Source organism: Actinoplanes cyaneus, assembly GCF_016862095.1.
Taxonomy (GTDB): domain Bacteria; phylum Actinomycetota; class Actinomycetes; order Mycobacteriales; family Micromonosporaceae; genus Actinoplanes; species Actinoplanes cyaneus.
In genome coordinates this window covers 117445-135274 of record NZ_BOMH01000004.1, presented here as the reverse complement: position 1 = coordinate 135274, position 17830 = coordinate 117445, and the positions used below count along the sequence as shown (strand labels likewise).

General features: G+C 72.9%; 12 protein-coding genes and 1 riboswitch. Of the genes, 7 read left to right on the top strand and 5 right to left on the bottom strand.

The annotated features are described in order from the left end of the window. Positions 1-116: 116 nt before the first annotated feature. Together Acy02nite_RS03305 and Acy02nite_RS03300 are read right to left on the bottom strand one after the other, a co-directional pair. Entirely contained in the window at positions 117-2447 is a 2331-nt protein-coding gene (locus Acy02nite_RS03305) for a putative bifunctional diguanylate cyclase/phosphodiesterase (RefSeq protein ID WP_203738264.1), read from the bottom strand. A gap of 40 nt (positions 2448-2487) precedes the next feature. Further along, positions 2488-3315 (bottom strand): universal stress protein, encoded by an 828-nt coding sequence (locus Acy02nite_RS03300; protein ID WP_203738263.1) that lies wholly within the window; start codon positions 3313-3315, stop codon positions 2488-2490. A 183-nt stretch (positions 3316-3498) separates the two neighbouring features. On the opposite strand from Acy02nite_RS03300, the gene Acy02nite_RS03295 reads away from it, so the two are divergent. The 7 genes from Acy02nite_RS03295 (at position 3499) to Acy02nite_RS03265 (ending at position 11285) form a co-directional block, all read left to right on the top strand. Then, on the top strand, positions 3499-4782 hold the full coding sequence (locus tag Acy02nite_RS03295; protein ID WP_203738262.1) for a citrate synthase: 1284 nt from the start codon (positions 3499-3501) through the stop codon (positions 4780-4782). Between the two features lie 170 nt (positions 4783-4952). Beyond that, entirely contained in the window at positions 4953-5261 is a 309-nt protein-coding gene (locus Acy02nite_RS03290) for an ArsR/SmtB family transcription factor (RefSeq protein ID WP_203738261.1), read from the top strand. Beyond that, positions 5258-5764, top strand: coding sequence for an SRPBCC domain-containing protein (locus tag Acy02nite_RS03285; RefSeq protein ID WP_203738260.1), 507 nt, complete (start codon positions 5258-5260; stop codon positions 5762-5764). The genes Acy02nite_RS03290 and Acy02nite_RS03285 overlap by 4 nt, the downstream gene beginning before the upstream one ends. A gap of 649 nt (positions 5765-6413) precedes the next feature. After that, positions 6414-6525: riboswitch (cobalamin riboswitch) on the top strand. Between the two features lie 9 nt (positions 6526-6534). Then, entirely contained in the window at positions 6535-8790 is a 2256-nt protein-coding gene (locus tag Acy02nite_RS03280; protein WP_425548179.1) for a VWA domain-containing protein, read from the top strand. A 160-nt stretch (positions 8791-8950) separates the two neighbouring features. Next, the gene (gene cobO / locus Acy02nite_RS03275; protein WP_203738258.1) at positions 8951-9550 is read left to right on the top strand and encodes a cob(I)yrinic acid a,c-diamide adenosyltransferase; all 600 of its coding nucleotides are present in this window, start codon (positions 8951-8953) and stop codon (positions 9548-9550) included. Then, positions 9544-10899, top strand: a complete 1356-nt coding sequence (locus Acy02nite_RS03270) for a cobyrinic acid a,c-diamide synthase CobB (RefSeq protein ID WP_203738257.1) — start codon at positions 9544-9546, stop codon at positions 10897-10899. Before cobO ends, Acy02nite_RS03270 begins: the two co-directional genes overlap by 7 nt. A gap of 11 nt (positions 10900-10910) precedes the next feature. Beyond that, a complete protein-coding gene (locus tag Acy02nite_RS03265) occupies positions 10911-11285 on the top strand; it encodes a cobalamin biosynthesis protein (protein WP_203738256.1) in 375 nt (124 codons plus the stop codon). A gap of 297 nt (positions 11286-11582) precedes the next feature. On the opposite strand, the gene Acy02nite_RS03260 is transcribed toward Acy02nite_RS03265, so the two are convergent. The 3 genes from Acy02nite_RS03260 to Acy02nite_RS03250 all read right to left on the bottom strand — a co-directional run bounded on the left by Acy02nite_RS03260 (position 11583) and on the right by Acy02nite_RS03250 (position 17714). After that, positions 11583-13061, bottom strand: a complete 1479-nt coding sequence (locus tag Acy02nite_RS03260) for a glutamate-cysteine ligase family protein (RefSeq protein ID WP_203738255.1) — start codon at positions 13059-13061, stop codon at positions 11583-11585. Positions 13062-13247: 186 nt separating this feature from the next. Next, entirely contained in the window at positions 13248-13769 is a 522-nt protein-coding gene (locus Acy02nite_RS03255; RefSeq protein ID WP_203738254.1) for a hypothetical protein, read from the bottom strand. Positions 13770-16976: 3207 nt separating this feature from the next. Continuing rightward, on the bottom strand, positions 16977-17714 hold the full coding sequence (locus Acy02nite_RS03250; RefSeq protein ID WP_203738253.1) for an ATP-binding protein: 738 nt from the start codon (positions 17712-17714) through the stop codon (positions 16977-16979). Positions 17715-17830: the final 116 nt, after the last annotated feature.

The window sequence follows — 17830 nt, the reverse complement described above, 5'->3', positions numbered from 1 at the left end:
CTGAGCCGGATCTCCGGCAAGGCCGTGCTCACCCGCCTCGACGCCGGCCGCCAAGGGCGCAATGCCCGCGAGCCGGAGGCGACGCCGGTAAGCACAGCGACGCCGGTAAGCACAGCTCAATCGCGGCGGTGGCGGCCCGAGTTGGTGATCGTCGTGACCGGCAGCGGAACCTCGGGGAGCGCCGCCGTCAGGTGCCAGCGTTCGGCGAACTCCTGCGCCGGGACCGCCTTGCCCCACAGCCAGCCCTGCCCGTTGACCACACCGACGTGGTAGAGCGCCTCCCGCTGCAACGGCGTCTCGACGCCTTCGGCGATCACGCTGAGGCCGAGCGCGTGGCTCATGGCGACGACCGCCCGGACGATCTCGTCGTCCTGGTCGTTCTTGCCGAGCCCGGTCACGAACGAGCGGTCGATCTTGACGCCGGTGACCGGGAACTGGCGCAGGTAGCCGAGCGCCGAGAAGCCCGTGCCGAAGTCGTCGACCAGCAGTTTCGCGCCCAGCTGCCGCAGCTCGTGCAGGACCCGGGCGGTGACGCTGGAGCCGTCCACCATCACCGACTCGGTCATCTCCAGCGCCACGCACTGCGCCGGCACCCCGAACCGGAACAGCTCGCCGGAGATCACCAGTGGCAGGTCCGGCTCGCTGAGCTGGCGGGGTGACACGTTGACCGACAGGTAGAAGCTCTCCGAGACCACACCCTGGGAGCGCCAGACGCCGAGCTGGCGCAGCGCCTCCGTACGGACGAAGGTCCCGATCTCGGAGATGAGCCCGGAATCCTCGGCGATCGGGATGAACAGCATGGGCGGGATCGAGCCGCGCTCCGGGTGTTCCCAGCGCACCAGCGCCTCGGCGCCGACCGGCATCCCGGTCTCCAGGCGCACGATCGGCTGGTACGCCACGTGCAGCTGGTTGCCGGCGAGCGCCTGGCGCAGCGCCACCTCCAGCTCGATCCGCTCACGGACCTGCTCGTGCATCGACGTGTCGAAGATCGTGGACCGGCCCGGCCCCTCGCTCTTGGCGCGGTACATCGCGGTGTCCGCGTCGCGCATCAGCGCCTCGGCGGTCACTGCGGACCGGACCGGGTCGCCGCCGGCGTGCGCGATGCCGATCGACGCGCTGATCACCACCTCGGTGTCGCGGACCGGCAGCGGCCGGGCGAAGCAGCCCCGGATGTCGTCGACCAGGCGCAGCGCCCCGGCCTTGTCGCCGACGAAGGCGAGCAGGAACTCGTCGCCGCCGACGCGGGCCACCGGCACGGTCTCCGGCGCCTGGGCGCGCAGCCGCCGGCCGACCTCGATCACCAGCTGGTCGCCGGTGTCGTGGCCCCACGAGTCGTTCACCCATTTGAAGCCGTCGAGGTCGAGCATGTAGACCCAGACCCGTTCCGGCCCGTGCGAGTCGACGGTGGTGACCAGCCGCTCGATCAGGGTGGACATGGACTGCCGGTTCGGCAGCGATGTGAGCGGGTCGTGGGTGGCCTGGTGCTCGGAGTGCAGCTGGGCGGCGACCTGCGCCTGGACCGCGGAGATCGCCCGGAACAGCAGCAGCACCACCATCAGGGCGCCGGAGACCGCGATGAGCAGGCGGTGCGTGGCGGCACCGCTGCCGGTGGCCAGCAGCAGCCCGAACGGCAGGATCAGGGCCGGCACCAGCACCGCCAGCCGCTGCCAGGACCAGGCCTGCACCGGCAGCCGGCCGGCGCGGCTCATCTCCACCACCGACGGGTGCAGGGCGGCCACCCCGATCGCCGCGAAGGCCGGGACGTACGGCACGTTGAGCAGCGGGGACGCGTAGATGTGGCCGCTCACGCCGACGATCGCGTACGCGGTGTCGCCGACGAACAGCCCGACCATCATCACCAGCAGCCCGATCATGCTGACCGGCCAGGTCTTGGTGGTGAAGGCCAGGTTGATCACGAGCAGGGCGAGCACCACGTCGAAGAGCGGATAGGTGCCCTGGATGATGGAGAGCAGCGCGGGCCGTCCGGCGATCGCCGCGGCCGGCACGGCGAGCAGCAGCGTGCTGGCCAGCCCGGCGGCCACGCACACGATCAGCCCGTCCAGGACCGCGTGCCGTTCCAGGCTCCGGCGTGCCCGCAGGAGCACGAACAGGAACGCGCCGAGCAGCACGTATCCGCTGAAGCTCGCGACGTCGGCGAGCAGCGGCAGGGGCATCGCCAGGTCGGTGACGGTCGGCCGGATCAGCAGGCCGATCAGGAAGAGCAGCGCGGCCACGGCCATCATCAGCCACGCCGCGGGCGGCTCGGCGCCCCAGCGGCGCGGCCCGAGGAAGCACGCCACCACGGTGAGCACGCCGAGCACGACCAGGCTGACCGATGCCAGGGGCGACGTCGACCAGGCCGTGTAGATCGCGGTCACGACGACCCCGATGGCGGTCATGATCTGCCATTGGCGGCGGGCGACGGCGGGCGGGAGCACGGAGGGCACCGGCCATTCCTCCCGTTTTGCCCTAAGACTTAGCTTTTGCTCACCGTAGCAATGGGGGCAGGTCGCGTGGCCTGTTTTCTCGTCTTTGCCGCATCGCGCCCTTCTCCGCGACCGGCTCCCGGCGGCCATGGGCGAAAACGGTCGGACAACCGCCGTGTCGCAGCACCTCGTAGGCCACCGAGCCGAATCGCGCGGCGCCACCGGCCCCGCGCGGCCCGAGCGCGATCAGGGCGGACCGCCGCGACGCCCGGACCAGCGCCTCGGCCGGCGTGCCGGTCAGCAGGCGGCGGCGCAGCGGCGGCAGGCCCGGCACGCCGGCGATCACGTCGTCGAGCGTCTGCCGCGCGCGGTCCTCGCCACCGGCGCCCGGCACGATCGCCACGTCCAGCGGGCAGCCCTGGCGCCGGGCCGTCTCCGCGGCGAACCGCAGGGCCAGGACGGACGGGCCGGAGCCGTCGACGGCGGCCAGCACCCGGCCGGCCGGCGGCCGCGGGCCGCGGGCGACCACCACCGGGCACCAGGCCTGGGTGACCACGGCGAGCAGGGCCGATCCGGTCACGTCACGGTCGCCGACGACCAGGATCGCCGCTGTCCGGCTGAATCTGCGCAGCACGTCCGCGGCCGGTCCATCCACGAGTTGCCCCTGCACGCCGACGCCGGGTGTGGAACGCTGGGCGGTGCGCACCGCCTCCTCGACGAAGCGTGAGGCGGCCTGCCGTGCTTCCGCCGCGTCCCAGGTGAAAGCGTGCACGACCGACAGCGTGGTTCCGCGGGAGACCGCCTCCCGCGCGGCCAGGCGCACGGCGGCCAGTCCGGCCGCGGTCCCGTTGACCCCGACCACCACGGGCGGCCGATTCGGGATCTGCATCGGTCCGACCTCCGCTCCCCGTAACGTTCTCGCAATATACCGATCATTATCTATGGCGCAACGGTCCATAGGGACTGGTGACCAATGCCTCAACGGGTGGCCACCTGATGACCCATTCAGGTTGAGGGTTTACGGTGAACGGCAAAATCTGTGGGACATCTGCCGGTGAAGTGAGGGAAATACATGACGGATGTCAAGCTCGACCACCCCGGTGGCCAATTGTCGATGGGTGTACGCGAGGCCGTCGACGGGCCGGGCGGCATCGACGTCAGTGCTCTGCTGAAGGAGACCGGCTTCGTCACTCTCGACGTCGGTTTCGTCAACACCGCGTCGACCACGTCGGCGATCACCTACATCGACGGTGACGCCGGCATTCTCCGCTACCGCGGATATCCGATCGAGCAGCTGGCCGAGAAGTCGACGTTCCTGGAGGTCTCGTACCTCCTGATGAACGGCGAGCTGCCGACCGAGGCCCAGCTGCGCGATTTCGCCGACAAGATCCGCGTCCACACCCTCCTGCAGGAGGAGATGCGGACGTTCTTCTCGGGCTTCCCGCGGGACGCGCACCCGATGGCGGTGCTCTCCTCGGCGGTGACCGCGCTGTCCACGTTCTACCAGGACGCGCTCGACCCGCTCGACGACGAGCAGGTGGACATCTCCGCCATCCGGCTGATGGCGAAACTTCCGACGATCGCGGCGTACGCGTACAAGAGGTCGATCGGCCACCCGCTGCCGTACCCGGACAACTCGCTCGACTACGTCGAGAACTTCCTGCGTCTGACGTTCGGCCTGCCGACCGTCAACTATGACGTCGACCCCAAGGTCGCGAAGATCCTCGACATGCTGTTCATCCTGCACGCCGACCACGAGCAGAACTGCTCGACGTCCAGCGTCCGGCTGGTCGGCTCGGCGCAGGCGAACCTGTTCGCGTCGGTCTCGGCCGGCATCAACGCCCTCTCCGGCCCGCTGCACGGCGGCGCCAACGCGGCGGTGCTCGAGATGCTCGAGCAGATCCGCAAGGACGGCGGCGACGTCAACTCCTTCGTCACGCGAGTGAAGAACAAGGAGAAGGGCGTCAAGCTGATGGGCTTCGGCCACCGGGTCTACAAGAACTACGACCCGCGCGCCGCCATCGTCAAGAAGGCCGCCCAGGAGGTCCTGGCCACCCTGGACAACCCGGACCCGCTGCTCGAGATCGCGTTCCAGCTCGAGGAGATCGCGCTGAACGACGAGTACTTCGTGTCCCGCAAGCTGTACCCGAACGTCGACTTCTACACCGGCCTGATCTACAAGGCCATGGGCTTCCCGACGAAGATGTTCACGGTGCTGTTCGCCATCGGGCGTCTTCCGGGCTGGATCGCTCAGTACCGCGAGATGATGCACGACCCGGCCAACAAGATCGGCCGCCCGCGGCAGATCTACACGGGCTCGGCGGTCCGCGACTTCACCCCGATGTCGCAGCGCTGAGAATTCCCGGATTCGTCCGAACGGCCCGGCACGAACTCGGAGGCGGAGTTCGACGCCGGAAACTGGCGGAAAGACTTTTCGAAAGCGCGCCCCACCGGAATCCCGGTGGGGCGTTTTCCGGCCCGTAACATGCCTTGACAGGTATATAACCGAAGTGGCATGGTCGGGTGATGGACGTCCTGGAGGTGCTCGCCGAACCGGCCCGCCGGCGCATCGTCGACGCTCTCCTGACCCGCGAGGCGAGCGTGTCCGACCTGGTCAGCGCGCTCGGCATGAGCCAGCCGGCGATCTCCAAGCACCTGCGCGTGCTGCGCGAGGCCGGCGTCGTCACCGCGCGGGCACAGGCCCAGCAGCGGATCTACCGGCTCGAGCCGGGCCCGTTCCGCGAGCTCGACGCGTGGCTGTCGCCGTACCGCAAACTCTGGAACCTGCACCTCGACGCCCTCGAGGAGCACCTCAGGCAAGGGGAGGAACCATGACACACACCGACGCGGAAGTGGTCGCCGACGGTGACCGCTGGACCCTGATCCTCATTCGCGAACTGCGCCAGCCGCCCGAACAGGTGTGGCCCGCACTCGTCGACCCGGCCCGGCTGGACCGGTGGGCGCCGTTCTCCGCCGGCCGATCATTAGCGGACACCGGGGCCACGACGCTCACGACCGTCGACGGTGACGAGCGGAGCACGCTGCCCGCCGTCGTGCACCGCGCCGAGCCGCCGCACCTGCTGGAGTACAGCTGGGGTGAGGACCTGCTGCGCTGGGAGCTGGCCCCCTCCGGCACCGGCACCCGGCTGACGCTGCGGCACACCCTGGCCGACCGCGACATGGACGCGATGGTCGCCGCCGGCTGGCACCTCTGCGGCGACGTCCTGCAACGCCTGCTCGACGGCGAGCCGGTCACGGCGATCCGCGGCCGCGACGCGATGAACCACGGATGGCCTGAGCTGCGCGACCGCTACGCCGCGACGTTCGCCCGACCCTGAACGGGCCTTTCCACCCCAGGATCAAACTCTTCATTGCCTGTCTTTGCTGTGGTCCTTCTCCGCTGCTCCCGCGGGGACCCCTGCGGGCTTCGCAGGGCGCGGGGCGCCCAGAACGCGAAGCCCTCCGGGGCGATCTCCGTGGCGGGTTGCGGTCACCCCGCAAAACCCGCCGTCCAGCGCCCGCCCGCAGACGAGCCCGCCCCTGACGACCCACCCCGCCCGTGACGACCCACCCGCCGGCTGAGTCGTCGCGCCCGCGCCCGGCCGAGTCGTCACGCCGCGCCGGGTGAGTCGTCACGCCCGCTCCGCCCGTCGGAGTCCGCGACCAGGATGCCGCTCACGGCGGTGGCGCGGCCGGGCGTGCCGGCTGGCGCTCATGGTCGCTACCCGTGCCTCATAACGACCGTGAGCGCCAGCTGGGGCCGCGAGGTGGGCTGGGCCCGGGGTCGCGGCGCGGCGGGGGGTTCCGGCTGGTGCTCACGGTTGCTGTCCGTGCCCCATGACGACCGTGAGCGCCAGCCGGGGGCGGGACGCGCGCGGCGGGCTCGAGTGGCTGCCTCGTCGCGGGGCGCGGCGGGCGTGTGATCTGCCTGCTCGCTGTTTGACGGGCGTACCGGCGGTAGGAAAGAGTGATCGTCGAGCGGTAGCGGAGGAACCCGGTGCGAATCCGGGACGGTCCCGCCACTGTGACCGGGGAGCGATCCACACACGCGGCAGCACGTCACGACGCGGGGAGCGGCGATCCGGGAGTCAGGAGACTCCGGCCGCTCGTGACAGCCGACGTGCGGGCGTGGACACCCGCCGGGAGGGAACATCCTGTGACGACTCCGTACCCGTTCTCGGCCGTGGTCGGCCTGGACGATCTGCGCCTCGCCCTGCTGCTGACCTCGGTGTCACCGGCCGTGGGCGGGGTTCTGGTCCGCGGCGAGAAGGGCACCGCCAAGAGCACCGTCGTGCGGGCGCTCGCGAGCCTGCTGCCGCCGGTGACCGTGGTTCGTGGCTGCCGGTTCGCCTGCGACCCCGCCGCGCCCGACCCCGAGTGCCCGGACGGGCCGCACGCCGCCGACACCCCGGCCACGTACCGGCCCGCGACGCTGGTGGAGCTGCCGGTCGGCGCCACCGAGGACCGGGTCGTCGGGACGCTCGACATCCAGCGTGCGCTGGCTGACGGGGTGAAGGCGTACGAGCCGGGTCTGCTCGCGGCCGCCCATCGCGGCGTGCTCTACGTGGACGAGGTCAACCTGCTGCCCGACCACCTCGTGGACCTGCTGCTCGACGCGGCGGCGATGGGCCGGGCGCACGTCGAGCGGGACGGCGTCTCGGTCAAGCACGCGGCGCGGTTCCTGCTGGTCGGGACGATGAACCCGGAGGAGGGTGAGCCCCGGCCGCAGCTGGTGGACCGGTTCGGGCTCGTGGTCACGGTCGCGGCGCCGCGGGACGCCGGGCTGCGGGCCGAGGTCGTCCGGCGCCGGCTGGCCTACGAGGCGGATTCGGAAGCCTTCGCCGCCCGGTTCGCCGCCGACGAGCGGGAGTACGCGGCGCGGATCGCCGCCGCGCGGGCGGTGCTGCCGGCCGTCGAGCTGCCGGATGCCGAGCTGGACCGGATCGCCCGGATCTGCCTGGCGTACGGGGTGGACGGTATGCGCGCGGACATCGTCGTGGCGCGCTGCGCGGTGGCCATGGCGGCCTGGCACGGGCGTGATCGGGTGACCGCCGCGGACGTGGCGGACGCGGCCCGGCTGGCGCTGCCGCACCGGCGGCGGACCGATCCGCTCGACCCGCCCGGCACCGACGAGGAGAGGCTGGACCAGGCACTCGAGGAGGCTGAGCGGCAGGCGCAGGAGGAGGCCGCCCAGGAGCCGGAAGGGCCGGAGGGCGACGACGGCCCGGACAGCGGCCCGGACGGCCCGGACGGCAGCCCCGACGGTGGGCCGGACGGCGGCGGCCCTGGCGGCGGGCCGGGAGGTGGGCCGCTGCCGGGGGATCCGCAGACCGGCGGTGACGCGCCCGGCCCGGTCGAGGAGAGTGACGCGCCTCAGGGGAGTGGTCCGGGCTCGGCAGCCCCCGCGCAGGCGGGCCCCGCGTTCCGGCCGCGAGCGCTGCGGATCTCCGCCCGGGGGGAGGGCGGGCATGCCGGGAAGCGGTCACCCGCGTACGCCCGCCGGGGCCGGGTGGTGGGCTCGCGTAAGCCGGTCGGCAAGCTGGCCGGGGCGCCGCACCTTCCGGCGACGCTGCGGGCGGCGCTTCATCGTGGGGCGCTCCAGGGCGCTGCTCGGGAGCTGCCTCCAGGCGCTGCCCGGGAGCTGCCTCCGGGCGCCGGCCGGGAGGTGTCCCAGGGCGCCGCGCTGCCGGCCGCGTTCCCGTCGGAGCGGGAGTCCGCTGCGGCCGTACCGGGAAATGCCTTGATCGGTGGTCGCGGCGGCATGCGTGTCGAGCCGCGTGACCTGCGGGAAGCGATCCATGTGGGGCGTGAGGCGAACCTCGTGCTGTTCGTCGTGGACGCGTCCGGGTCGATGGCGGCCCGCAAGCGGATGACGCTCGTCAAGACCGCCGTGTTGTCGCTGCTGCGGGACGCCTACCAGCGGCGGGACCGGATCGGGATGATCACGTTCCGGGGCAGTGACGCCGATGTCGTGCTGCCGCCGACGTCGAGCCACGAGGTGGGCGTGATGCGGCTCGCCGCGCTGCGGACCGGTGGGCGGACGCCGCTGGCCGCGGGGCTGCGTGCCGCCGCCCGGACGATCGCGACCGAGCGCCGCCGTGACCCGCGGCGGCGTCCGCTGCTGATCGTGGTCACCGACGGCCGGGCGACCAGTGGGCCCGATCCGCTGAAGCTCGCGCCGGCGCTGTCCGGGGTGCCGGCCGTGGTCGTCGACTGCGAGTCCGGGCCGATCCGGCTGGGGCTGGCGCGCCGGCTCGCGGCGGCCCTGCAAGCCGATGTCATGCCACTCGAGCAGCTGGAAGCCGCCACCGGGCGGGCCGTTCCGGCGGCCTCCGGCGATCGCTCCTACCGCCGCGCGGCGTGATTGGCGAAACAGTCGCCGGGCGGGCTTGACTCTGCCCCTGGGGCAGACCGGAAGGTTGTCCCAGCGGCAGGAGCGAGGCGACACAGGTTCTGAACGAGGCTGACTGGTCGTGGTCAGCAGACGCCGCGCGGGGCGGAACGTGTACGGGAGAGGGTTGAAGATGCCGCAGGGGAAAGTGACGACCGTGCCCGACGACGGGCTGACGACGCGGCAGCGGCGGCGGCAGGCGGTCTTCGCCGTGCACACCGGGCCGGGCAAGGGCAAGTCGACGGCCGCGTTCGGCATGGCGCTGCGCGCGTGGAGCGCCGGCTGGCCGATCGGCGTGTTCCAGTTCGTCAAGTCGCAGAAGTGGAAGGTCGGGGAGGAGACCGCCCTCAAAGCGCTCGACGGCGTCAACGGGACACCGGTGACCTGGCACAAGATGGGCGAGGGCTGGTCCTGGATCCAGCGCGCCGGGACGGAGCGGGATCACGCCGCCGAGGCCGCCGAGGGCTGGGCGCAGATCAAGCGTGACCTGGCGGCGGAGACGCACAAGTTCTATGTGCTGGACGAGTTCACCTATCCGATGAAGTGGGGCTGGGTGGACGTCGCCGACGTGATCGCGACGCTGAACGACCGGCCGGGGACGCAGCACGTCGTGATCACCGGGCGGGACGCGCACCCCGACCTGATCGCGGCGGCCGACCTGGTCACCGAGATGACCAAGGTCAAGCATCCGATGGACGCCGGTCGCAAGGGACAGCAGGGCATCGAATGGTGACGACTCCACGGGTGGTGATCGCCGCGCCGGCCTCCGGGCACGGCAAGACGACGGTGGCCACCGGGCTGCTCGCGGCGTTCGCCCGGCGCGGGGTGCCGGTGGCGCCGTTCAAGGTCGGGCCGGACTACATCGATCCCGGCTACCACGCGCTGGCCGCGGGCCGTCCGGGGCGCAACCTGGACCCGGTGATGGTCGGCGAGCACCTGATCGGCCCGCTCTTCGCGCACGGCGCGCAGGGCGCCGAGCTGGCGATCGTCGAGGGCGTGATGGGGCTCTACGACGGGCGCACCGGTGCCGGCGAGACCGGGTCCACCGCCCAGGTCGCCGCGCTGCTGCAGGCGCCGGTGATCCTGGTGGTCGACGCCGCCGCGCAGGGGCGGTCGATCGCCGCGGTGGTGCACGGGTTCCGCAGTTTCGGGACGGTCCGGCTGGCCGGGGTGATCCTCAACCGGGTCGGCTCCGACCGGCACGAGCAGATCCTGCGCGACGCCTGCGAAGAGGTCGGCACGCCGGTGCTGGGGGCGCTGCGCCGGGCCGACGCGGTCGCCGCGCCCAGCCGGCACCTCGGGCTGGTGCCGGCCGCCGAGCGCCGCGCGGAAGCCCTGGCCTCGGTCGACGCGCTGGCCACGCTGGTCGCCGCCTCGGTCGACCTGGACGCGGTGGCCGCGGTCGCCCGGTCGGCGCCGCCGCTCGCCGCGGAGCCGTGGACGCCGCAGGAGGCCGAACCGGTGGCGGGTCGTCCGGTCGTCGCGCTCGCGGGCGGGCCCGCCTTCTCCTTCGCCTATGCGGAGACCGCCGAGCTCCTCGCCGGCGCCGGCGCCGAGGTGGTCATCGTGGACCCGCTGCGCGACGAGTCCCTGCCCGACGGGGCCCGGGCGCTGGTCGTCGGCGGCGGGTTCCCGGAGGTGTTCGCGGCGGAGCTGTCGGCGAACGAGCCGCTGCGCACCTCGGTGCGGGAGCTGGCGGCGGCCGGGCACCCGATCGCCGCCGAGTGCGCCGGGCTCCTGTGGTTGTGCCGGACGCTGGACGGCGCGCCGATGTGCGGGGTGCTCGACGCGGAGGCGGCGATGACCCCGACGCTGACCCTGGGCTACCGGGACGCGGTGGCGCTGTCGGACAGTCCGCTCGCGCCGGCCGGGACCCGGGTGACCGGGCACGAGTTCCACCGGACGACGGTGCATCCGCGGTCGGGGGTGCTGCTGTCGCCGGCTTCCGGGGCGGCATGGGCGTGGCGCGGGGCGGATCCGGAAGGGTTCGCGTCGGCCGGGGTGCACGCCTCCTACCTGCATCTGCACTGGGCGGGGCAGCGTGGGTTCGCGTCGCGGCTGGTGCGCACGGCCGCGGGGTGATCGCCGTCGGCGTGGGGGCTCGCCCGGGCACCGGCCCGGCGTTGCTGGCCGGTGCGGTGGAAGCGGCGCTGGTCGCGGCCGGGGTGGAGCGGTCGCGGGTGAGCGTCGTGGCGACTCTGGACCGGCGGGCCGCCGAGCCCGGCATGCGGGTGCTCGCCGGGAGCTTCGGGTGGCGCTTGGCCGCGTTCAGCGCCACCGAGCTGGCCGGGGCCGCAGCGGGGCATGACCTGGCGGCGGTGAGCGGGCGAGTGGCCGCGGCGGTCGGCACCCCGAGCGTTGCCGAGGCCGCGGCGCTGCTCGCGGCGGGGGCGCAGGCGTCGCTGCTGCTGCCCAAGCGGATCGTCGACGGGGTGACGGTGGCGATCGCGGGCCCGGCGGGGAGCTGAGCGACGGTGCGGGGTGACGGCGTGGGGCGACCACGTGGGGCGACGACCCGGGACGGCGACGCAGGGCGACGACGTGACGCGGCGGCGCGGGACGGCGACGTGCGACGACCCGGGACGGCGACGCAGGGCGACGACGTGAGGCGGCGGCGCGGGATGGCGGCGTGCGGCGGCGGGGGATGGCGGCGTGCGGCGGCGCGGGACACGGCGGCGTGGAGTGACGACCTGCCGGCACGGCGCGCGGGCTTTCACGCCGTACCGGGAAATCGTGGTGAGCTCAGCCAGGGGCGGCCGTGCGGGTCAGGCGGAGATCGGCCACTCGTGGACCGGGATGTTCTCGTGCATCAGCGGGAGGTAGCGCCGCAGCATCTCGTGCAGCGCCCGCTGCCGGTCGGCGCCCTGCTTCTCCAGCTCGTGCAGCGTGTCGACCTGCCACGACGCGCCGTTCTGCTGGCGCAGGCAGCGCTGCTCGACGATGCCGAGCAGCCGGTCGCGCTGGGCCGGCGAGACGCCCCAGCGGTCGAGCCCGTCCGCGGCTTGCGGGAGCAGGCGGCGCAGCACCAGCTCGGTCACCGGCACCGTGCCGACGCCGGGCCAGAACACGCTGGCGTCGATGCCGTGCCGGGCGCAGGCGTGGAAGTTCTCCTCGGCCGCGCGGAAGCTCAGCTGCGTCCAGACGGGCCGATCGGCCTCGGCCAGGCTGCGCACCAGCCCGTAGTAGAACGCTGCGTTCGCGATGGTGTCGGCGACCGTCGGCCCGGCCGGGAGGACGCGGTTCTCCACGCGCAGATGCGGCCGCCCGTTGACCACGTCGTAGATCGGCCGGTTCCAGCGGTAGACCGTCCCGTTGTGCAGCCGCAGCTCGCTCAGCGCCGGGATCTCGCCGCGTTCCAGGAGGTCGGCGGGGTCGTCCTCGTCGCAGATCGGCAGCAGCGCCGGGAAGTAGCGGACGTTCTCCTCGAACAGGTCGAAGACGCTGGTGATCCAGCGTTCCCCGAACCACACCCGCGGGCGTACGCCCTGAGCCCTGATCTCCTCCGACCGCGTGTCGGTGGCCTGTTCGAACAGTGGGATCCGGGTCTCGCGCCACAGCTCACGCCCGAACAGCAGCGGCGAGTTCGCGCCCAGCGCCACCTGGATCCCGGAGATCACCTGCGAGGCGTTCCAGTACGCCGCGAACTGCGCCGGGCTGACCTGCAGATGGAACTGGGTGCTGGTGCACGCCGCCTCGGGCGCGATCGTGTCGGTGGTGACCGCGAGCCGGTCCACCCCGTCGATCCGGATGTCCAGGTCCTCGCCCCGGGCCGCGAAGATCTGCTCGTTGAGCAGCGAATACCTCGGGTTCTCGGAGAGCGCGTCGCTGGTCAGGTGCTCCCGGCGCAGCGTCGGCAGGATCCCGATCGTCACCATGTGCACGCCGACCGTCCGGGCCTTGCCCTCGGCGTGGTTGAGGCTGGCCCGCAGGCTCTTCTCCAGGTCGGCGATGTCGTCACCACCGAGCCGCCGGGGTGGCAGGTTGATCTCGATGTTGAACTGGCCCAGCTCGGTCTGGAAGTCCGGGTCGGCGATCGCGCCGAGCGCCTCGGAGTTCCGGAACGCTGGGTCGGCGTTGCCGTCGATCAGGTTCAGCTCGATCTCCATGCCGGTCATCGGCCGCTCGAAGTCGAAACGTGACTCGCGCAGCATCGTCGCGAACACGTCCAGACTGCGGCGGACCTTCTGCCGGTACCGGGTCCGGTCCTCCCGGGAGAATTCCGTCTTCTCGACTTTTTCGCCCACCGGGCACCACCTTCTTCAGCCGTCAGCGGTGAGGGAGAACGGGCGTCGTCGCGGCGGTCCCCCCGGAACCATGATTACCGCTGTCGATGCGTTCTCTCATCCTCGGAGAGCGGCATTTACGGGTGGTGGTTAACCGTGCGTCGAACATGGACGCCCCGGTACCCGATCCTCTCGGTTCCTACGCGTTCAGCGGAGGATGACGAACACGAGCGCGGCGACCACGACGAGACCCGCGGTGGCCTGCAGCAGCATCGCGGGGCCCAGATGTGACCAGCGGGTCGGGATGCGCGGGGTGAGCGGTTGCATCGTGGTCAGGTTCACCACCTGCATCAACTTCACCGGCAGGGTGCGATCACTCTGCGGTTCCGTGCGCACCTGCACGAGGTCCCCGCGGTGCAGGGCCGACTGGGGCAGTTGGCCGTGCATCTCCACCTCGTAGGTCTGGCCCAGGTCGTCGCGCAGCCGGACCGGCGTGACCAGGAACTCCGGCCCTTTGCGCAGGTCCCTCAGGCTGCGCCGGGCCGGTTTCATCCGCAGCAGCGAGGCCAGTAGCTGGGCGATCCCCGCGGTGATGAACACCGCGATCGCCAGGGGCCGCCCGACCCGCACCTCACGCGTGTAGGAGGCCTGGAAGCCGATGAACCGGCCAGTGATGATCGGGCTGACGTGCCGGAGGATCCGCTCGCGCTGCAGCTCGGTGTCGTCCATGGGGGGTCACCTCCTGGATGTTCTTCAATGTTACGGAGTGGACTCGGCTGCGCACCGTGAGTGAATCGTGAAATCCTGATCGTCTTCTCCTTACCAACCGGTGACCCGGTCCGCGCCGGATACCGGGCAATTCCCGCCGACAACCCACCGATCTGCGGAAACTCGCCCTGCCGGAGTACCCGTCGGGGTGAACTGGACGGCGAGTCTCGCGAAAAGTGCGGGCAGGGGGCGGGGACCAGTGGCACCGACGAACTACGTCAATCCGGACAGCGTTCTGGCGCGCACCGCGCGCGAGATGGTCCGGGCGCACACCGTCGACGAGGGGCTCACCCGCTGCCCGGCCTGCGGCGAGGAACCACCGTGCCGATCGGGGCAGGCCGCGGCGGAAGTCCTCGCGGCCGCCGGGCTGATGGAGGCCTCCGGGCTGATCGCGGCGACCCGGGTGGCGTTCGCGCCGCAGCCGGGGACACCGGCCTTCCTGCCGGATCCGCCCTCGAGCGCGCCGTCGTGGACCGAATCGCGGCTCAGCGGCCTGGTGCGCAACGCCGGGCCCGCCGCCAGGGGCCTTGCGGGCGGCGGGGGACCGGGTGGCAACGCCGGCGCCGGCTTTGTTTCGCAAACACCGGGCAACGGTACGAACGGGGCACCGGCCGCGAGTGGTCTGACGCCGCCCGGGCCGCTGGGGGAGTCGCTCGCGCAGCTGGGGGAGTCGCTCGGGCAATCGGGGGAGTCGCCCCGGAAGCAGGGGGAGTCCCTCCGGGCGGGCGGACGGCACGCCGGTCCGGAGGTCGACGGCGAACCGGCGTGGAGCGGGCAGCCGGAGAGCACCGGCCCGAGTCGTGGGGCCCATGCTGCGCCGTCGTCGCCCGCGCCCTGGGCCGCCGGGGACCCCGCAGGATCGTGGCCTTCGGCGGGGAGCGAGCCTGATGCGGGTGGCGGCCGGCGGTCCTGGTCGCTGGCCGGCGGTGGGCAGCTGTCCTGGTCCGGGGCGTCGGACCGGTCCGACGGGAGCGATTCCGCGGGGGGAAGCGGGTTGAGCTCCTGGCTGCCGTCCGAAGGCCGATCCGGCGGTGGAGGCCGGGACTGGCCTTCCGATGAGCAGGAGACCGGCCAGAAAGCATGGCAGGTCACCGAGCCGCCGCCGGCCGGTGAACTGAAGTCGTGGTCCGCGTCGGAGCCGGCGGCCGGTGCAGCGCCGGTGAGCAGCGGTCTGAAGCCCTGGCCCGCGTCGGAGCCGGCGGGTGGTGAAGCGCCGGTGAACAGCGGCTTGAAGCCCTGGCCCGCTTCAGAGCCGGCCGGAGGTGTGCCGGGCTCCGGGCTTTCGGCGGAGCCGGGCGGCGAGACGGCGGTCGGTGGCTTGAAGGCGTGGCCCGCGGCGGAGCCGGCTGGTGGTGAGGCTGCGGGGAGTGGCTTGAAGGCATGGCCTGCCGCGGAGCCTGCTGGTGGCGCGGGGGAGAGCGGCCTGAAGCCGTGGCCTGCCGCCGAGCCTGCTGGTGGCGCCGGGGAGAGCGGTCCGAAGGCGTGGCCGGCGGCGGAGCCGGCCGGTGATGCGGCGGGTGCGGGTAGCGGCCTGAAGCCCTGGCCTCCGGCGGATGACTCCTCGGGGGAGGGGCAGGCGGGGGTGTCCGGTGGGCCGGGCGGTGCCGTGGGAGCGGCTACCGGCCACGCCGAGGCCGTCGGGATGGCCGGACTGGAGGGCGGTTCCGGGCTTCCGGGCGCAGGGTTGAGCGGGCTCGGGAAACAGCCCGGTGCCGGTCCGGTCGAGCAGCCGGGGGTAGCTCAGGGCGTCGGACCTCGGGCCGCGGCCGGAACCGCGGGGAATGCGCAGCCGGCCGGGGGCGTGCCGGGCACACAGCCGTGGGTTGCTGCCGAGGCAGTGGGAGCGGCACAGCAGGTCGGAGCGGTGCCGGGCAGTCCGCCCTGGGCTGCCTCCGCGCCTGCCGAGACGCAGGCCGATCAGTCCTGGCCGGCGCCGCAGCCCGAACCGATGACCGCCGCGAGTGCGGGGCAGGTCGCCGCTCCGGCGGAACCCGGTGGAGCAAGCACTCCGCCCTGGACCGCGGCGCCGGCGGTGGGTGAGGCGTTTGCCGCTGCTGTGCCGCAGGGTGGCGTACTGCCGGGGGCCGGTGACGGCGCCGCGGGGCCGATGCCGGCAGCCTACAGCCAGCAGAACAGTCCTCTGGACGCACCGCGGTTCACCCGATCCGCACGGCCGGCCGGTGGGATGGTTCAGCCCGGTTTCCCAGTGGCGAATCAGGCTTACGGTCCTGGGACGGTCCAGCCTGGGATGCCGGGTGGTCCTGGGATGGGGCAGGCCGATGCTCCCGGGATCGGGCAGCCTCCGGTGCCGGGAATGGTGCCGTCCGCAGGGCAGCCCGGGATGCAGCCAGGGGCGCTGCCGGGAGGTCCGGAGGCGGTGCCGCACCCGGCCGGTGGCGACTACCTGCCGTCAGCGGCGGTGATGACCGGCGAGGCGCAGCAGGCTCCGGCCGGTCAGATTCCGACGGGTCAGGCTCCGCTAGCGGGTCAGGCTCCGCTGGCTGGTCAGGCTCCGCCGGCTGGGCAGCCGCAGGCTGGGCAGGCTCCTGGGATGGGGCAGAACCGGCCGGGGCTGCAGCCGCCGGACATGGGTCAGCACAATCCACCGGCGGTGGCCGCGCGATCGGGGCTGCAGCCGCCGGACATGGGCCAGCACAATCCGCCGGCGGCGGGTGCGCGGCCGGGGCTTCAACCGCCGGACATGGGGCAGCAGAACCCGGCGGGGACGGGGCGTCCCGGGCTGCGGCCGCCGGACATGGGGCAGCACAATCCGCCGTCCGCCGGCCCGAACCCCGGCGTGGCTCAGGCGGGAACTTCCGGTGCGCCGGTCGACGAGGCGAGCGCGCCCTCCGGACTTCTGGGGCGCGGTGCGCCGTCCGCTGCCCGGCCGGCCAACCTTCCGGACGATGACGCCGCTCCGGACGACCCGACGGCCGCGCCCAGCGGTCTGCCGCGGCGATAGGCAAGGTGCCCTGCCGCGCGGTGGAGCCGGTGGACGGGCCCTCCTGCGCGGTGGAGCCGGTTGGCGGGCCGGCGGGGAGAGTTTGCAGCTGGGCGGCCGGGTGTGGGCGGCTGATTCGCAGGGGCGTCGGTCCCGTGCCCGCGCAGGGGCGTTTCACGTTCGTACCGGAAAGTGATTTTGATCGGGAAGTGCACGCCGGGGCGTGGTCAGGTCAGGCCGGGGATCAGGTGGGTCCAGACGACTTTGCCGTCGCTGACCGGGAGGACGCCCCAGTTCTCCGAGAGCTCGCGAACCAGTCGCAGGCCGCGCCCGCCGGCGTCGGTGAGGCCCGGCTGGAGGGCTTTCGGCAGGTGGCGGCTGCCGTCGCGGACCGCCATCGTGATCCGGCCGTCGCGGTGGCCGAGGGTGAACTCCATGGTCGTGTGCGCGTGGCGGACGACGTTGGCGACGAGCTCGGTGGCGATCAGGGCGGCGGTCGCGGTGAACTCGGAGCGGTGCCAGCCGGCGCACGCCTGATCGACCAGGTGGCGGACCTGGCGGCAGGCCTCCGGGACGGGGCGCAGCCGGACCCGGATGCGGTCGGGACGCGGCACCCGGCCGGCCTCGGCGAGCGCGGCGGCGCAGTCGTCGGCGGTCTCGACGGTGGCGCAGTCCGGGATCGCGGCCAGCGCGGCGGAGGTGCCCGGGTCGGCCCCGCAGACGACGATCGGCACGTTCGGGAACTCCGCGGTCTGGCAGACCACCGAGCCGAACGTGCCGAAGGCGAACGGGTCGGCGACCCTTAATCGGCTCACGTCGAGCAGCAGTTTCACCGGTTGCACGGCGAGGCTGCGGCGGACCGCGACGCCGAGCGCGTCGCCGGTGAGGCTGTCCAGGGTGCCGCTGACGTTCAGGACGGCCACGGGGAGGTCCCGCTCGGGCCGGCAGACGAGCTGGCTGGGCATCGAGGCCTCCTTCCGGCGAGGGCGGATCCCGATGGTTCCGGCGGAGTCGGGTCCCGACAGCGATGCCCGGCGTCGTGGCAGGGCAAACCACCGCTGGTGGGCGAATCTCGTCCGGG